Source organism: Synechococcus elongatus PCC 6301, from assembly GCF_000010065.1.
Taxonomy (GTDB): Bacteria; Cyanobacteriota; Cyanobacteriia; order Synechococcales; family Synechococcaceae; genus Synechococcus; species Synechococcus elongatus.
On the sequence record NC_006576.1, the window covers coordinates 72210 to 88543 of the forward strand.

Consider the following 16334-nt stretch of genomic DNA (forward strand, 5'->3'; position numbering starts at 1 on the left):
ATCTGCTGCTATAGGATTCCCAATGGATGACGCCAATTCTCATCACGGCTTTCTAGCCTAAAGCTGTAAGGAAGTCAGGCATTTGACGATCGCTAAACTTGTCATGCAAGTCATGTGACAATTCTGAAATTGTCTTCCTGTTTGAGTGATTTGGAACCCATGCAGAGCTTCTACGTCAAGATGAGGGTCTGTTGAGTTCATATCAACCTCAATGCATTTCTCTTCTCTATTCAAAGGAGCTCTTGTCTCTACGCTCGTCCTGAGCCCAATGCTGGGTTTAATGCCTGCACAGGCAGAAATGAATAAGCCCAACAAATCATCTACTGAAACCACAAAAATCAAAACCTCTCAGCAAGCTCAGACCTCAATTCTGGATATTGCGAAGAGCAACGAAAATTTCAGCACTTTGGTAGCTGCGTTCCAAGCAGCAGGGCTTGAAGAAGTGCTAGCTAGCAACGGTCAATTTACCGTTTTTGCGCCAACTAACGAAGCATTTGCTAAGCTTCCCCAAGGCCAATTAGAAGAATTGCTCAAGCCAGAAAATAAAGCGCAACTGGTCAGTCTTTTGACCTACCATGCTGTTCCGTCAGCGATCGCTTCAACTGCAATTCAGCCAGGTACAATCACGACCGTTGAGGGTCGGAGCTTACAACTCTCGATCGCGGATAGCAAACTGAAAGTGAATGATGCAACGGTGCTTGCAACTGATATTCAAGCCAGTAATGGGGTGATTCACGTCGTTGATAGCGTAATTATTCCCATGGCTCAGTAGCCTTTCGCTTGCCCCAGATTGCGATCGCTCACCTCTTGGATTCTAGAAAAAGTCCTGTCAGCTTGCTGACAGGACTTTCATCATGGTGTGTGGTTTGAGTTGTGCTTGAAATCAGAAGCGGAAGATGGTTCTCAGATAGGGAACGTAGCTGGTTCCGCCGTTCTCAAGACCGTTCGTATTGTTGAACAGATAAATCCCAGGCCAGTCGAAATATTGTCCGTCACTTGGAACTTATAGTTCACTTCCAATCCCAACGAGCCGGTGTCTTCAGCCGACTGTTGGCTAGCACTGGTTACGTAGGGCATTTGTCCCACTGTAATCACGCCAGAATTACCCTTCGCAAACAGATCAGGGAAGGTCAGACCGACATTCCAGGTCTGAATGGTGGCACTGTCAGAACCGCCAGCGACATTCGCGAAGCCAATGCCATACGCACCCGAAATCGTGAAGTTATCGCTGACTGCCCAGCCCATCGTCAGAGCAAGGTTGTTGGTGTTGTAGTTGGCTGCACCGAAGGGGCGCTCAGCGCGGGTTGTGCCTAAATCAGTGACATAGCGATCGTTACGTAGGCTATAGGCTAATGCCGCTCGGAATTTGCGGTTATCCGTTTCAAACCGCAACTGGGTTGCCACATCCCAACCCGATTTAGCGGTGCCAACGGTTCCTTGTCCAAAGAAACCGCCCTGATCTACGCCCACTTGGTCAGCACCTCGGTTGAGGTAGCCCAACTGGAAGCTGAAGTTCGGGTTGATACGCCAGTCGAAACCAACGCCAGCCTTACCGTTACTTTCGTAGATGTTGGCAGGGCCTTTGCGAAACGTCTTGCCTTCATTCGCTCCGCTCGAGAAGGTGGCGTCGCGCATACCATACTCCTGTACGCCAACCCCTACCGTTCCAACGGTGAAGCGAACGCTGCCGGCGGGGAAAGTGTAGTAGAGCTTGTCGATGAAGAAGGTGTTGTTGGAGTTACCGCCGTAGTCAAGCACGGAACCTGGCGCTCTAAAACCTGGGGCCAACCGGTTGGTAATTGGCTCAATGTTGCGGGCGCGCAGCCTTGTTTTCAGGAGGTCTTTGCCAGTGAAGCTGGTGTCTAAGTCTAGGTCGACTTTGTTGCCGAAGGAGACAGCGCCATTGCTGTTGACCTCATTACCGTTGCTGTTGGCCAAGGCATCCAGACCAAAGATGACCTCGCCTCGGAGCTTGGTCGTGCTGGAGAATCGAGTTGCTTCCAGTTCTTTAGTGCGGGCTTCCAAGGCATCGACTCGCCCGCGCAGCGTCGCGAGTTCTGCTTGAAATTCTTCGGTGAGGCGTTTGAGGGTATCGAGATCTTCTTTGGAAGCAGCAAACTCAATTACCTTGTCGAGACAAGCGTTGAGACCTGCCGCAAATTCATAGCGACTGAGTGGTCGGGCTCCCCGGAAGGTGCGGTCGGGATAACCCACAATGCAGCCATACCGCTCGACCAAAGACTGCAGCGCTTGATAGGCCCAGTCGGTTGGTTTGACATCACTCAATTCGTTAACTGAAGTGATTTGTCCTGAGGTGATGCCATCTGGCGTCACAGCATCAATTTTTTGGAGCTGATCAAGGCTCAGTGCTTGACCAGGCGCGATCGCAAGCAGGTTGGCACCAGTGACCACTAGGCCTGCTTTGACGAAAAAATTCATGATTCCGAACTTGAATGATTGGCAAGCGGCAAAGAGTGAGGTTGGGGCGAACCTATCACTGGCGTTTTCGGCGCCGTCGTGTGCCAATTCACGTTTGTGATCTGCTATACCAACCGTGCGCTAGGCGACGACCCCAGCGCTATTCAAGTCCTAGAAAGAAAGGCTCTGCGGTGACCTGACCTAGAACCCGCACCGAGACCATCGCTGCCTGCGGTATCTTGGGGCAGCCGACGCATTGCTGTGGAAAGTCCTCTCATGCTGGTTCCGGTCATCCTCTCCGGTGGGAGTGGGAGTCGCCTCTGGCCCCTCTCTCGCGAGAGTTATCCCAAGCAATTTCATGCGCTGCTGTCTGACTATTCCTTGCTGCAAGAGACACTGCTGCGCCTAGAGGGATTACCAGGGCTGGCGTCACCGCTCCTGATCTGCAATGAGCAACATCGCTTTCTGGTGGCCGAGCATCTGCGAGCGATCGGTCAAACTGCAGCGGCGATCGTGCTGGAACCGGAAGGCCGGAATACGGCTCCTGCTGTGGCGATCGCAGCATTGCAAGCCCAGTCTCAGGGCGAGGATCCACTGCTGCTAGTCCTGCCGTCGGATCATTCGATTGCTGACCCCGCAGCCTTTCGTGCCACCGTTCAAACGGCGATCGCGCTAGCGACGGCCGGCCATTTAGTTACTTTCGGCATAGTCCCTGAAGCACCGGAAACGGGCTATGGCTACATCAAAGCGGGGTCCGATCTAGACCTAGGGGGTTTCGCGATCGATCGCTTCATCGAGAAACCGAACCTCGCCACAGCCGAGAACTACGTCGCTTCCGGCTGCTACTACTGGAACAGCGGCATGTTTCTGATTCGAGCTTCGGTCTATCTCAGTGAGCTGGCTCGCTATGCTCCCGAGATGTTCACAGCTTGCGAAGCCGCTTGGCAGAAGCGCCAGGCTGATCTGGACTTCGTCCGCCTCGATCCTGCCACCTTTGCCCAATGCCCGAGTGATTCCATTGACTACGCCGTCATGGAACACACCCAGCAGGGGGCTGTCCTGCCGCTGCAAGCAGGCTGGACGGATGTGGGTTCTTGGAGCAGCCTTTGGCAAGCCCTAGAACAGGATGGGGCGGGCAATGTCACGGTGGGTGATAGCCTGGCCCTCGACTGTCGCAATGTCTATCTGCGGTCAGAAGGTCGCCTCGTCGTGGGTGTTGGGCTAGAAGACGTAGTCGCAGTCGAAACCGATGATGCCCTGCTGATTGCCCACCGCGATCGCACCCAAACCGTTAAGCAGGTTGTAGAAGCGCTGCAGCGGGAAGCTCGCCGCGAAAGTCGCGCCCACCGCAAGATTTATCGTCCTTGGGGGCGCTATGACTCTCTCGATCTGGGCGATCGCTTCCAGGTCAAACGGATCACGGTCAATCCGGGGGCTAGCCTCTCTCTGCAGATGCACCACCATCGTGCAGAGCACTGGATCGTTGTCAAAGGTACGGCTCTCGTTACTCGCGATAACGAAGAAGTGCTGCTGACGGAAAACCAATCCACTTATATCCCCGTTGGCTGCAAACACCGCCTCAGCAACCCGGGGCGTGTCCCCCTAGAAATGATTGAGGTACAGTCCGGTAGCTACCTCGAAGAAGATGACATTGTCCGCTTTGAAGACCACTACGGTCGTAGCTGAAATTCTCCAGCATCAGCTTTACATCACTTCATGATTTAGGGTTCAGTACCCTATAATCTGGCTGGGGACCCCATCCCTAGTGTTTCCAATAACTAACAGAGACTAAATACAATGGTGCAGGAGCTATCTCGGGTTCTCAAGATTAGTGATTTCCCCGCTACGGCTCCTGCGGCCAACCCTGTTTTTTACCGGACTTACAGTCGCAAGACTGCAACGGGTCGTGAGTCTTGGCAGGAAGTCAGCGATCGCACGATTCAAGGGCTAGCGGAACTCGGCAAGCTGACCCAAGCAGAAGTCGAGCTTCTGCAGCGCTACCAAGAGAAGCAGCAATCCTTGCCCTCTGGGCGCTGGCTCTGGGTGGGGGGCACCGACTGGATTGCCAAGCCGGAAAACTACAACGGTGGCTACAACTGCACCAGTACTAATGTCATTGACTGGCGCGCCTTCGGTCTGATGATGGATCTGGCAATGATGGGCTGCGGCACCGGCGCCATCCTTGAGCCGAAATACATCAACCAACTACCCGCGATTCGTAACGAACTGCAAGTTTCTATCGTTGGCGCACTGGGTCAAACACCCGCAGAAGAGCGACAAGAGCAGACTCGCGTTGCAATCGAGGGTAATAGCGTCACGATTCGCGTTGGCGATAGCCGTGCGGGTTGGGTCAAGTCTTACCAAACGCTGCTAGAACTGAGCAGCGACGATCGCTTTACCGGCCCTGTACAAGTTGCCATTGATCTGTCAGACGTGCGTCCGGCTGGGGAACGACTGAAAGGCTTTGGCGGTGTTGCCAATCCGGTCAAACTGCCGGAACTCTACGATCGCGTCGCGCAAATCCTCAATAAAGCAGTTGGTCGTCAACTTGATTCGATCGAGTGTTGCTTGCTGATTGACCAAGCTGCTGTTGTTGTCGTTGCTGGTAATGTGCGGCGATCGGCGGGGATGCGCCAGTTCGACAGTGGCGATTTGCGCGCTGCTGGTGCAAAAGAAAATCTTTGGCAGCAGGATGAAGCCGGTAACTGGCGAATTGACCCAGAGCGTGATGCTCTGCGGATGGCAAACCACACGCGGGTTTATCACCATAAGCCGACTCGCGAAGAAGTTCTAGAGGCTGTCACCAAGCAGTTCTACAGCGGCGAAGGGGCGATTCAGTATGCTCCAGAAGCGATCGCTCGTTCTAATGCTGACTTGTTGACCACGCCAGAACTCCGTCAGGAATTCATTCAAATCTACCTAGAACTAGGTGCAGAAGAAGCCAAGAACTGGTTGAAAACCAATTGGCCAAATCAAAGCGATCGTGAGTTAAATCACCGCTTGCAACGCTATGGTCTGAACCCCTGCGTGACGGCGGATACGTGGGTACATACCGGCGAAGGTCCGCGTCAAGTCAAAGATCTGATTGGTCAGCAACACAGCACCTATATCAATGGTGAACTGTTCAGTACCACACCGGATGGTTTCTTCTGCAGCGGCATCAAGCCAGTGCTGAAAATCCAAACCCAAGAAGGCTACAGCCTGCGACCGACGGCCAATCACCGTGTTCTCAAAGTCACGGCGCAAACCCAGAAGGCGCAGTACAGCGAGTGGGTTGAAGCTGGTGATCTGCAAGCGGGCGATCGCATATTGTTGCACAACCACCGCGGTCTGCAGGCTTGGGAAGGAGTCGGTACTGAAGCGGAAGGTTGGCTGCTTGGCAACTTCATCGGTGATGGTTGCTTCAGTGTCAATGAAGCAAATTATCAGCGTCAGGGGCTGTTGCGCTTCTGGGGCGAGACCCAGGCGGAAATGGCTGAAAAGGCACTGGCATTGGGAGAAGTCGCCTCAGTAACAACGGCAGCTCATGCAGCAGTCGTTCACCCTCGGAATGGCTACAGCCAAATCAATTCCGCCAAACTCTATCAATTGGCAACAAGCTTTGGCCTTAAGCAAGGGCTGAAGACGATTACGCCAGCGATCGAGCAGGCGAGTTACGCCTTCTATCAAGGTTTTCTGCGCGGTCTGTTTGATGCCGATGGCTCTGTCCAAGGCAGTCAGGAAAAAGGCGTGAGCGTGCGCCTTGCCCAAAGTGATTTAGGGCTACTGGAAGCGGTACAACGAATGCTGCTACGTCTGGGCATTGCGTCAACGATCTATCAAGAGCGACGTCCTGCTGGTGAGCGACTGTTGCCCGATTCACAACGTCAACCGAAGGCTTATTTCTGCAAAGCTCAGCATGAATTAGCGATCGCTAATGATAACTTGCAGATCTTTGCAGAGTTGATTGGCTTCTTGGATGAGGCAAAGCAAGAGAAGCTGACTGAGCTTCTGGGCGCTTACAAACGTCAACCCAATCGGGAGCGGTTTACTGCAACGGTTGTTAGCCTCGAAGCAGATGGCGTTGAAACGGTTTATGACTGCACGGTTCCTGGGCCTGCCCGCTTTGATGCCAATGGGCTCGTTGCTCACAACTGTGGTGAAATTTTGGGTGCAGATTTCCACTGCAATTTGGCGGAAGTTCACCTCAATCAAATTGATCCACAAGATACGAAAACGCAAGAAGATGCTTTCCGCGCTGGTGCCATTTCAGTGGCAGCCCTGCTAAATCATCAGTTCTCAGAAGAACGCTATCAATTCAGTCGAGAAGTTGACCCGATTGTTGGCGTTTCCTTTACGGGCCTGTTCGATTTCTTTGTCCATGCCTTTGGTACGCCGTGGCTGGAGTGGTGGACGGAAGGTCGTCCAGAAACAGAACAAGGCTTGGAGTTTAAGCGTCAAGAAGCGGCTTATCTCAACCGCTGGCGGGATGTGGTGCATGCAGCTGTTTGGGACTATTGCGATCGCCATGATCTGCGTCGTCCCAATCGCTGCACTACTGTTCAACCAACTGGCACGAAATCTTTGCTGACAGGTGCTTCACCCGGTTGGCATCCCCCCAAAGCGCAGCGGTTCCTGCGTCGGATTACCTTCCGTAAAAATGACCCAGTAGCGATGGCCTGCTTGGATTACGGCTATAGCATTGTGCCGTCCCAGTCCGACAAGGATGAAAATGGCAACTTGCTCAATGATCCCTTTGATCCGCGCTGTGCCGAATGGTTGGTGGAAATTCCAACGGAAGTAAGCTGGGCGAATCTACCCGGTGCTGATCAAGTCGATATCAGTCAGTTCTCGGCACTGGCGCAATTCGATTTCTACATGCAGGTGCAAACGCACTACACCACCCACAACACCAGTGCCACGATTGAGTTTCGGGAGCCGGAAATCCAGCCCCTTGCCGATCGCATTTATGAGGCGATCGCGAATAATCAGGGCTATATGTCGGCGGCACTGTTGGCACGCTTTGATGCCAATGCCACTTTCCCACGCTTGCCCTTTGAACCAATCGATAAAGCTACCTACGAGCGCCTAGAAGCAGAAGTGGTGCAGCGTCGTCGCACCGATGACTTCTTGGCTGCACTGCGGCTCTACGATTCTGGCTTCCAAGTGGAAGCAGGACCGGCAGGTTGTGACTCGGATAAGTGCATGATGCCCAGAGCAAAAACCGAATTAGAGAACTCGTGCTCAGGTAAGCATTTCTGCTGAAAAAAGAAGCCCTCTTCAGTCTTTGAAGAGGGCTTCTTAGGCATTCAAGGGAAAATCAGTGAATGAGAAAGAGGTCTAAGACAACTCTTTGACAGCTCCGACGAGTTGGGAAATGACTTCCCGAGCACTGCCAAACAGCATCACCGTGCGATCGCCGTAGAAGAGTGGATTATCGATGCCGGCATAGCCATTCGCCATACTGCGCTTAATTACAATCGTTTGGCGAGCACGATCGACATCCAAAATCGGCATACCGTAAATCGGGCTGCTGTTATCGAGGCGAGCGGCAGGATTGACGACATCATTGGCGCCAATCACCAGTGCAACATCTGTATGTTCAAACTCGGAGTTGATCGACTCGAGGTCGTAGAGCTGACCGTAGGGGACATTGGCTTCCGCCAACAACACATTCATGTGACCGGGCATCCGACCCGCTACGGGGTGAATGGCATATTTCACCTCAACGCCTAGCCGTTGGAGATGCTCCGCCAACCCACGCACTGTATGTTGGGCCTGAGCAACCGCCATGCCGTAGCCCGGTACAATCACGACCGATCGGGCGTAGCCCAGCAGCATTGCTCCCTCATCAGAATCGATCTGGCGAGCATTGCGATCGCCCGCTGCTGACGTTCCCCCATCAGCCTGACCACCAGCAGCAACCAAACCTGAAAACAGGACATTGGTTAGTGATCGGTTCATGGCTTTGCACATGATCACCGTCAGGATCAGTCCTGAGGCGCCGACCAGCGCGCCAGCAATGATCAGGAGGTTGTTGTTAACTGCAAAGCCTGCTGCACTGGCGGCCAAACCTGACAGAGAGTTCAACAGTGCAATCACCACTGGCATATCGCCACCCCCGACCGGCGCGACGAAGAAGAGCCCCAGCAATAGTGTTGCGATCACTAGAGCAGTCAGCACCGCCAAAGCGGTCGGGGCTTGAGGCGCGACCAAGAAGAGGACTGCACCGCTGACAAAACCCAGCAGCAAGAGCAAGCTCCAGAGTCGATGACTGGGCAAGGTCAGGGGTTGACCGCTGATCAAGCCCTGGAGTTTGGCGAAAGCAACAAGACTGCCACTGAGGGTGACGCCGCCAATCAACAGGCCCAACAGCAGTGCAATTAGGGTCGGCAGCTGTTGTGTTGCTGCCAAGGGCACCTGGGAGAGTCGCAAGTACTCCGCGATCGCCACGAGTGCGGAAGCTGCGCCCCCCAACCCATTGAGGAGGGCCACCATCTGGGGCATGGCCGTCATCACCACTCTCTGGGCGGACACAATGCCGGCAATGCTGCCCAGCCCCACGGCGAGAAGGGGCAACCACGGATCTTGGAGGTCAGGATGGAAAGCGGTGCCCAGCACCGCCAAACCCATGCCCGCAGCACCCAAATAGTTGCCTCGGCGAGCGGTGGCAGGATGGCCCAGTTGCTTCAAACCGAGAAAGAAAAAGATAGTTGCAGCGAGATAGCTGCTCTGAACCCAGATCTCGCGCATCACTTCGTCTCCCGTGCTTTGAACATCGCCAACATGCGATCGGTTACCCAAAAGCCACCCACCACATTCACCGTGGCCAGAATGGCAGCCGTAAACGCGAGTCCTTTCAGGAGCGGTGGCCCCTCACCACCCAAGAGTGTCAGGGCACCCAGCAGGACAATGCCAGAAATCGCATTCGCCCCCGACATCAGCGGGGTATGTAGCGTTGGCGGCACTTTATTAATGACTTCTAAGCCTGCAAAACTCGCCAAGGTGAAGACAAAGAGTGCAGCGAACCAATTGGTGATGCTCATACAGCCTCCGGCACAGGCAGGGGTTTAGGTTGGGGCGGGAAGCGACGCTCACCGGCGGTCACAACACAGCAGCCGGCGATGATTTCATCGTCCAAGGGCAACCGCAGCTCACCTTCGTGGCAGAGGAGCGGTAGCAGAGCCAGCAAATTGCGCCCGAACAGGAAGCTGGCATCGTGGGGGAGCCCAGCAGCGATCGCAGTGGGACCCAGTACCTTGACGCCATCGATATCAACTTCGCGGCCCGCGCAGGTCAGTTCGCAGTTGCCACCCCGTTCTGCGGCAGCATCGACAATGACCGTGCCTGGCTGTAGCTGGGCCACCATCTCGGCGGAGATGAGGCAAGGAGCCGGCTTACCCGGAACTTGTGCCGTCGTCACAATCAAATCGGCCTGTTGGAGATGGGGCAAAAGCCCCGCCCGCAAGCGCGCCATGCTGTCTTCGTTGAGCTGTTTAGCGTAGCCCCCGCTAGCCTCAGCAGACTCGCTCAGGTCCACATCGATGAACTTGGCACCTAAGCTTTGAACCTCTTCGCCAGCGGTCTTGCGTACATCAAAGGCGCTGACGACCGCCCCAAGGCGACGGGCCGTGGCGATCGCCTGCAGTCCAGCTACTCCAGCTCCCAAGACCAGCACCTTGGCGGGCGGAATTGTACCCGCAGCCGTAGTCAGCATCGGTAGATAGCGCCCTAGGGCCGTGGCTCCCAGCAGGACGCTGCGATAGCCAATAATGCTGGCCTGAGAGGATAAGACATCCATCGCTTGGGCACGACTAATGCGAGGAATCAGTTCCAAGCTAAGCGCCGAGACACCCTGCGCCGCGAGGCGATCGAGGCTGTCTGTCTGGGACCAAGGATCGAGCAAACCAATCAGGCAAGCTCCCGATCGCAGCCAATTGAGGGGCGTGGCTTGTTCGCTGCGCCAAGGGCCTATCGAGAGCACCAGATCAGCTTGTCGCCACAGTTGCTCTTCCTGATCACTGACTTCCGCTCCCGCCTCTTGATAGTCGCGATCGCTGAGTCCTAACGGCTGGCCGGCGCCACTTTGAACGGAGATCGTCCCGCCAGTTAGTTGTTTTAAGCGTGCAAGCTGGGAGGGCAGCATAGCGACACGGCGCTCTTGCAGCCCTGGCTCGCAGGGAATCAAAATCTTCATTACGGTTTGCTGACGGGACCCCGCCGCGTTGTCGAAACAGCCTTCTGCTGGGCAGTTGACCGGTGATCGCATCCTAGGAGCGGCTTTTGGCGGGATTCGCAATTTTCAAGATGCTTTCGGGATTCCAGACAAGGAAGCGTAACAATTCAGGAACCGTAATTCTGGCAAGCTCGTCATAATAATCGTGTTTGCCCACCCCCAATCCGCTATGGCTCGTTCTCGTCTCTTTCCTGTTGCTGCCGCGATCGCCTGTGCAACAGGTCTGGCAGCCGTTGCTGTGCCGCCGGCATTGGCACAAGGTCTGCCGGGTCTGACCCTGCGCTGGAATGGCAACGAGGGCGGCTTTCGCGAACTGAAGTATTTTCTGAACAATGGCACCGTGGGGGCGCTCGATCGCTATACCCTCGCGATTCCCGGACGCGATGTTGAGCAAGCGATCCAACAGCTGACGGTGACCTACCCGACCTACTACACCGGTAGCTTCAGCGACGACAAAGTTTCCCTGCGCATCTGCCGGTTGGGCAATGTCCTCTCGCGAACCCGGTGTGATGAAGTGGTGCCGCTCAGCGATCGCGACATCGACCGCGATAATGGCCGCATTGACTTCTATCCGCAAACACCGATTCCCGCAGGCACAACCCTGGGCGTTGTCTTTGAAGGCGTGATCAACCCGAATAACCCTGGCATGTTCCAGTTCAATGCCTCGGCGCTGTCGCCGGGTGACTTGCCGATCAGTCGTTATCTGGGCAGCTGGGTCCTCACCATCGACCTCCGCAACAACTAGAGACAGATGCTACGATTAAAAATTGTGATTTTTGAACCGGCAAAGTTATGACTAAGCGCACCCTCGAAGGAACGAACCGGAAGCGGAAGCGCACTTCTGGCTTTCGGGCGCGGATGCGCTCCGCCACCGGCCGTCGCGTGATCAAGGCTCGTCGCAGCAAAGGTCGGGCTCGCCTCGCTGTCTAGGTCCCTTGGCGCTGCCTCGTTGCCATCGACTGCGACAACGCGATCGCTTCCCAGCACTGTATCGAGGGGGTCGAAAACTTTCGACGCCCTCACTTTTGTTGCGCTGGTTGCCCCAAGCGGAAATAGAGTCCGTCAACGAAAGTCGATTTGCGATTGTTATCAGTCTCAAAGTTCACAAGCGAGCGGTGCGCCGCAATCGCCTACGACGGAGGCTGCAAGCGGCTTTGCTGCGGCTGCGCGATCGCCTGCGACCTGGCTTTGATGGCCTGCTCACGGTCAAGCCAGGCCTTGACCTCGACACCAGCACGAGTCAGTTTTTGCAAGAATTAGAAGACCTTTTAACTCGGGCGGAGATCATCCATGGCCGTCAATGAAGAAGTGTTCTACGAGGGTGGACCCCACAAGGGCGACCTGATCCTGAATGTGCTGATTGGGCTGACACTCGTGGGTCTACCCTTGGCCGTCGGCGCGATCGTGCGGGCGCTGTGGCTGCGGTTTCGGATCACTAACCGCCGGATCACAGTCACGGGTGGCTGGCAAGGGCGCGAACGCAGTGAGATTATCTACTCCGAAATTGCTGATTTGGTCAGCATCCCCCGCGGGCTGGGCTTCTGGGGCGATATCTGCCTGATTCTCAAGGATCGCTCTCGCCTCGAAATGCGATCGGTGCCCAACTACCGCGCCGTTGTCGAATTTATCAAGACCCAGATGGCTGAAAAACAGGCGAAAGCAACGACTGCTGCCTAGTTTTAGACATTCAGCCCTCCTGAGAGTTAACCTGCCAGCCCTCGATCGCTCAGGTCTGATTGGATTACCAGCAACACCTGTCGGGACGAGGGTTTTGGCTATTGGAGCTTCCTTTATATTGTCGAAAGCCAACAAGGGGCGCGGCAATTTCCAGTAGATTGGAAAGCGGTGTCTCCCATTTGCGTCTGACCCCGGGGCCTACATGGATTTCGGAATCGGTTTTCTTTCGAGCAACGTGATGTTGCCGATCCTAGACTTCTTCTACGGATTGGTGCCTAGCTACGGTCTGGCAATTATTGCCCTGACCTTGGTGATTCGGATCGCGCTTTATCCCCTCAGTGCCGGTGCGATTCGCAACGCGCGCCGCATGCGGATTGCCAACCCTGTCATGCAGAAGCGGCAACAGGAAATTCGGGAGCGCTATGCCAATGACCCCAGCAAGCTCCAGGAAGAAACCGCCAAGTTATTTAAGGAATTTGGTAACCCGCTAGCGGGTTGCTTCCCCTTATTGCTGCAAATGCCGCTGCTGTTTGCGCTGTTTGCCACCCTACGGGGATCGCCCTTCGCGGACATCAATTACACCGTCAACTTGCAGGTTCTGCCCTCGGAGCAGATTGCCCAAGTTCAGCCCCGCGCTTTTTCGACCAAGCCCCAAAACGTCTTTGTGGCGGATGGGGTCCACTACCGCGTTGCAGCCGTCCTGCCAGCTGGCACCCAGCTCGGGGTAGGCGATCGCTCGGCGGTAACTTTCCAAGGGACCAAGGGAGAGTCGTTTGAATCCTTAGTGGGCGATCGCGCGGCTGACTTAAAGCCAACTTGGAGTGTGACCAAGGGTAGCGAGCACATTCGTGTCGGTGAAGACGGGGTTGTCGAAGCCGTTTCGCCTGGTGATGCGACCCTGCAAGTCACCATTCCGGGCATCGCTGCTAACAATGGCTTCCTGTTCATCAAAGCCTTGGGCGAAGTCGGCATCCAGAGCGAAGACGGCATTAACTGGGATGTCTTGGGTCTTGTGTTGGCCTTTGGTGTCAGCCTCTACGTGAGCCAACAGCTCTCTTCGCAAGGTGCCGCCCCCAATCCTCAGCAAGATCAGGTCAACAAGATCACGCCGGTGCTGTTCTCGGGCATGTTCCTGTTCTTCCCGCTACCGGCTGGGGTTTTGATGTACATGGTGATCGCCAACATCTTCCAGACCTTGCAGACCTTTATCCTGATGCGGGAACCCCTGCCGGAAAACCTACAAAAGCTGGTGACTGAAGGGGCTGGTGCTGCTGGTGGTAGCGGTCTGAGTGCAGCTACGGCGAAAAACCAGACCATCGACACGACGGCGGAACGGTTGCCCTTTGAGCCGGGCGGCAATCGCAAGAAGAAAAACGGATGACCCACGAGCTCGCGCTGAATCAAGGACAAGCTTGGCTAACTGAAACACTGCAACTGATGGGATGTCCGGTTGCAGTCTCGGCCGAATTGCGGACAGAGGCAGTTCGGCCCGACCCCGAAGGCTGGTTGGAGCTGGATCCGGAAGGTGAGCTCTTGCCAGAGCGAGCAGCCGCCTTAATTGGCGATCGCGGGGTAGCGATCGATGCCTTGCAGTTCTTGGCTAACCTGGCTCTCAATCAGCATCGAGCAGCGGACGATCACCTCCATTTCACCTTGGAGCTGGGGGGCTACCGGCAGCAACGTCGGCAACTCTTGAGTCAAATCGCTATCCAAGTAGCCGATCGTGTCTTGAGTTCTGGGGAACCAGAAAAGCTGGAGGACTATTCCTCCGCCGATCGCCGAGTGCTGCATGAGCTGTTTGAGGCTTATCCTCACCTGCAGGCCGTGAGTGAAGGGCGGGAACCCCATCGATCGCTGCTGATCAGCCGTCGCGCTGAGGAATAACCATGGCCCGATCGCTACTTCGCGCCTTCCCAATTCAGCAACTACTCCAGCAACCCCAGCAAACCCGCAGCTGGGAACTAGCAGAGCCAGTTGAAGGCTTTGAGAGTCTGACACCAGTGCAGGGTGAGTTAACGGTGCGCCACGGCCATAGCTTCTTGGAAGTGACTGCTACCGCTGAGACGATCGTCAATCTCACCTGCGATCGCTGCCTCTGGCTGCTACAACCACCGCCTCCAAGTCAATACGCGGGAGCTAATCTGGCTACGGGGTGAAACGCCCGAGTTGATGGAATGGGAGCCAGAGGACGAACTAAAGGAGAGCTTGCCGCCGGACGGCAGTTTTGATCCGCAGCAATGGCTCTACGAGCAGCTGTGCTTAGCCCTGCCGCTGCGTAATGTCTGCGCTGAAGATTGTCCTGGCCCTGCGCAACCTGAATCGGAGTCCCCGCCCAGCGTCGTTGACGATCGCTGGTTGGCACTGGCCAAACTGCGTGATCGCCTCGGAGAATGAACTCTTTTCAAGCAGAACTCGGCCTCCTGTTGCGGGCGCGCTATCCCGTGCTCTATCTCGCCACCACTGAAGAGGAGCGGGCTGAAGCTGCGATCGCGGCGGTCGCTAAAAGTCAGGGCGATCGGGCAGTTTACTGCTGGGATTTTGTCGAGGGCTACCAAGGCACAGCCAACAGTGAAGGCTTTGGTAAGCGCAATCCGCTACAGGCTCTGGAATATCTCGATCAGTTACCGGCGACTGCTCCAGCACTGGTCATTCTGCGTGACTTCCATCGCTTCTTGGAAGATGCCGCCGTCTCGCGCAAGCTGCGCAACCTAGCGCGACGTCTCAAATCCCAGCCGAAAAACTTGTTGATCCTCAGCAGTCGCTTGGCGATTCCCGACGACCTAGCTGAGGTGATCACCGTCGTCGAGTTCCCGCTGCCGACGGCAACCGAAATTCGGGTCGAGCTGCAGCGGCTGCTGCAAGCCACCGGTCAGCGCTTCTCCGAAGCAAATTTAGATGCAGTAGTGCGCAGCTGCCAAGGACTGTCTCTAGAACGGATTCGCCGCGTTATTGCCCGCGCGATCGCCAAGCATGGCGAGCTGAATAGCGAAGATTTCGATCTGATTCTGGAAGAAAAACGCCAGACGATCCGCCAGACCCAAATCCTTGACTTCATTCCGGCCCACGAGCAGATGTCGGACATTGGCGGCTTGGATCTGCTCAAGGAATGGCTGCTACGCCGTGGTGGTGCGTTCTCCGAGGCCGCCCGTCGCTACGGCTTGCCCCACCCGCGCGGACTGTTGCTGGCCGGAATTCAGGGCACTGGCAAGTCCCTGACTGCCAAAGCGATCGCTCACTATTGGCATCTGCCCTTGCTGCGGTTGGACGTTGGGCGCTTGTTTGCGGGTCTGGTGGGGGAATCCGAGGCTCGTACCCGCCAGATGATTCAAATTGCTGAGGCTTTATCGCCCTGCGTGCTCTGGATCGATGAAATTGACAAAGCCTTCGCCGGGTTGGATGGACGCGGCGATAGCGGCACTGCCAATCGTGTTTTTGGCACGGTCTTGACTTGGATGGCCGAGAAGCAAAGCGCCGTCTTCGTGGTGGCGACTGCGAATAATGTCACCAGCTTGCCACCAGAGCTGCTGCGCAAGGGCCGCTTCGATGAAATCTTCTTTGTCGGGCTGCCAAATCAAGAGGAACGCCGCGCCATTTTTGAAGTCCATCTCAATCGGCTCCGTCCTTCAAGCCTACGCAACTATGACCTAGAGCGGCTGGCAGCGGCCACGCCTGGCTTTTCGGGGGCTGAAATTGAACAAGCGCTGATTGAAGCGATGCACCTTGGCTTTAGCCAAAGTCGCGACTTTAACACTGATGATGTGATTGATGCGATCGGACAGTTGGTGCCCTTAGCGCGGACGGCCCAGCAACAAATCCAGCAGCTTCAGGAATGGGCAGCATTAGGTCGGGTCCGACCAGCTTCCAACGCGATGTTGCCGCGCCCCGAGGGTCTCTAGGGCGCGGTCTGCAAGAAAGATTGGGGTTGCTCAAGGCAATCTAAGTTGGATTGACAGTCCGAATGCTTCAGACAGACGCGATCGCTACTGCTCGCACAGTCTTCAGGAACGGCACGAGCAGATCACAA

General features: G+C 55.6%; 16 protein-coding genes. 12 read left to right on the top strand and 4 right to left on the bottom strand.

Annotation, left to right across the window (positions count from 1 at the left end; genetic code table 11):
* The first annotated feature begins 211 nt into the window (after positions 1-211).
* Positions 212-772, top strand: coding sequence for a fasciclin domain-containing protein (locus SYC_RS00330; RefSeq protein WP_011242376.1), 561 nt, complete (start codon positions 212-214; stop codon positions 770-772).
* 131 nt (positions 773-903) lie between these two features.
* Here the strand turns inward: SYC_RS00330 and SYC_RS00335 are convergent, their stop codons facing one another.
* Positions 904-2439, bottom strand: coding sequence for an iron uptake porin (locus SYC_RS00335; protein WP_011242377.1), 1536 nt, complete (start codon positions 2437-2439; stop codon positions 904-906).
* A 255-nt stretch (positions 2440-2694) separates the two neighbouring features.
* Between SYC_RS00335 and SYC_RS00340 the strand changes: the two genes are divergently transcribed.
* Both SYC_RS00340 and nrdJ read left to right on the top strand, forming a co-directional pair.
* The gene (locus tag SYC_RS00340; protein WP_011378111.1) at positions 2695-4104 is read left to right on the top strand and encodes a mannose-1-phosphate guanylyltransferase/mannose-6-phosphate isomerase; all 1410 of its coding nucleotides are present in this window, start codon (positions 2695-2697) and stop codon (positions 4102-4104) included.
* Between the two features lie 111 nt (positions 4105-4215).
* On the top strand, positions 4216-7662 hold the full coding sequence (gene nrdJ, locus SYC_RS00345) for a ribonucleoside-triphosphate reductase, adenosylcobalamin-dependent (RefSeq protein WP_011242379.1): 3447 nt from the start codon (positions 4216-4218) through the stop codon (positions 7660-7662).
* 75 nt (positions 7663-7737) lie between these two features.
* On the opposite strand, the gene SYC_RS00350 is transcribed toward nrdJ, so the two are convergent.
* Genes SYC_RS00350 through SYC_RS00360 form a run of 3 tightly spaced genes read right to left on the bottom strand, consistent with a single transcriptional unit; the run spans position 7738 to position 10594 of the window.
* Positions 7738-9150, bottom strand: a complete 1413-nt coding sequence (locus SYC_RS00350) for an NAD(P)(+) transhydrogenase (Re/Si-specific) subunit beta (protein ID WP_041676890.1) — start codon at positions 9148-9150, stop codon at positions 7738-7740.
* Positions 9150-9443 (bottom strand): NAD(P) transhydrogenase subunit alpha, encoded by a 294-nt coding sequence (locus tag SYC_RS00355; RefSeq protein WP_011242381.1) that lies wholly within the window; start codon positions 9441-9443, stop codon positions 9150-9152. Before SYC_RS00355 ends, SYC_RS00350 begins: the two co-directional genes overlap by 1 nt.
* Complete coding sequence (locus tag SYC_RS00360) at positions 9440-10594, bottom strand: NAD(P) transhydrogenase subunit alpha (RefSeq protein ID WP_234701785.1); 1155 nt, start codon at positions 10592-10594, stop codon at positions 9440-9442. Before SYC_RS00360 ends, SYC_RS00355 begins: the two co-directional genes overlap by 4 nt.
* A 208-nt stretch (positions 10595-10802) precedes the next feature.
* On the opposite strand from SYC_RS00360, the gene SYC_RS00365 reads away from it, so the two are divergent.
* The 9 genes from SYC_RS00365 (at position 10803) to SYC_RS00400 (ending at position 16206) form a co-directional block, all read left to right on the top strand.
* Complete coding sequence (locus tag SYC_RS00365; RefSeq protein WP_011378114.1) at positions 10803-11378, top strand: DUF2808 domain-containing protein; 576 nt, start codon at positions 10803-10805, stop codon at positions 11376-11378.
* Between the two features lie 47 nt (positions 11379-11425).
* On the top strand, positions 11426-11563 hold the full coding sequence (gene rpmH, locus SYC_RS00370; protein WP_011242384.1) for a 50S ribosomal protein L34: 138 nt from the start codon (positions 11426-11428) through the stop codon (positions 11561-11563).
* A 5-nt stretch (positions 11564-11568) separates the two neighbouring features.
* Positions 11569-11937 carry a ribonuclease P protein component gene (gene rnpA, locus SYC_RS00375; protein ID WP_011242385.1) on the top strand — a complete coding sequence of 123 codons (369 nt, stop codon included), beginning with the start codon at positions 11569-11571 and terminating at the stop codon, positions 11935-11937.
* Positions 11924-12310, top strand: coding sequence for a PH domain-containing protein (locus SYC_RS00380; RefSeq protein WP_011242386.1), 387 nt, complete (start codon positions 11924-11926; stop codon positions 12308-12310). The genes rnpA and SYC_RS00380 overlap by 14 nt, the downstream gene beginning before the upstream one ends.
* A gap of 202 nt (positions 12311-12512) precedes the next feature.
* Positions 12513-13691 (top strand): membrane protein insertase YidC, encoded by a 1179-nt coding sequence (gene yidC / locus SYC_RS00385; protein WP_011242387.1) that lies wholly within the window; start codon positions 12513-12515, stop codon positions 13689-13691.
* Positions 13688-14194 (top strand): protein jag, encoded by a 507-nt coding sequence (locus SYC_RS00390; protein ID WP_011242388.1) that lies wholly within the window; start codon positions 13688-13690, stop codon positions 14192-14194. The genes yidC and SYC_RS00390 overlap by 4 nt, the downstream gene beginning before the upstream one ends.
* Before the next feature lie 2 nt (positions 14195-14196).
* A complete protein-coding gene (locus SYC_RS14070; RefSeq protein WP_011242389.1) occupies positions 14197-14466 on the top strand; it encodes a YceD family protein in 270 nt (89 codons plus the stop codon).
* Entirely contained in the window at positions 14450-14704 is a 255-nt protein-coding gene (locus SYC_RS14075; RefSeq protein WP_419756858.1) for a YceD family protein, read from the top strand. The genes SYC_RS14070 and SYC_RS14075 overlap by 17 nt, the downstream gene beginning before the upstream one ends.
* Complete coding sequence (locus SYC_RS00400) at positions 14701-16206, top strand: AAA family ATPase (RefSeq protein ID WP_011242391.1); 1506 nt, start codon at positions 14701-14703, stop codon at positions 16204-16206. Before SYC_RS14075 ends, SYC_RS00400 begins: the two co-directional genes overlap by 4 nt.
* Positions 16207-16334: the final 128 nt, after the last annotated feature.

Coding starts and splice junctions, on each gene's coding strand:
- SYC_RS00330 (WP_011242376.1), top strand. CDS start 212: ATGCATTTCTCTTCTCTATTCAAAGGAGCTCTTGTCTCTACGCTCGTC.
- SYC_RS00335 (WP_011242377.1), bottom strand. CDS start 2,439: ATGAATTTTTTCGTCAAAGCAGGCCTAGTGGTCACTGGTGCCAACCTG.
- SYC_RS00340 (WP_011378111.1), top strand. CDS start 2,695: ATGCTGGTTCCGGTCATCCTCTCCGGTGGGAGTGGGAGTCGCCTCTGG.
- nrdJ (WP_011242379.1), top strand. CDS start 4,216: ATGGTGCAGGAGCTATCTCGGGTTCTCAAGATTAGTGATTTCCCCGCT.
- SYC_RS00350 (WP_041676890.1), bottom strand. CDS start 9,150: ATGCGCGAGATCTGGGTTCAGAGCAGCTATCTCGCTGCAACTATCTTT.
- SYC_RS00355 (WP_011242381.1), bottom strand. CDS start 9,443: ATGAGCATCACCAATTGGTTCGCTGCACTCTTTGTCTTCACCTTGGCG.
- SYC_RS00360 (WP_234701785.1), bottom strand. CDS start 10,594: ATGAAGATTTTGATTCCCTGCGAGCCAGGGCTGCAAGAGCGCCGTGTC.
- SYC_RS00365 (WP_011378114.1), top strand. CDS start 10,803: ATGGCTCGTTCTCGTCTCTTTCCTGTTGCTGCCGCGATCGCCTGTGCA.
- rpmH (WP_011242384.1), top strand. CDS start 11,426: ATGACTAAGCGCACCCTCGAAGGAACGAACCGGAAGCGGAAGCGCACT.
- SYC_RS00380 (WP_011242386.1), top strand. CDS start 11,924: ATGGCCGTCAATGAAGAAGTGTTCTACGAGGGTGGACCCCACAAGGGC.
- yidC (WP_011242387.1), top strand. CDS start 12,513: ATGGATTTCGGAATCGGTTTTCTTTCGAGCAACGTGATGTTGCCGATC.
- SYC_RS00390 (WP_011242388.1), top strand. CDS start 13,688: ATGACCCACGAGCTCGCGCTGAATCAAGGACAAGCTTGGCTAACTGAA.
- SYC_RS14070 (WP_011242389.1), top strand. CDS start 14,197: ATGGCCCGATCGCTACTTCGCGCCTTCCCAATTCAGCAACTACTCCAG.
- SYC_RS00400 (WP_011242391.1), top strand. CDS start 14,701: ATGAACTCTTTTCAAGCAGAACTCGGCCTCCTGTTGCGGGCGCGCTAT.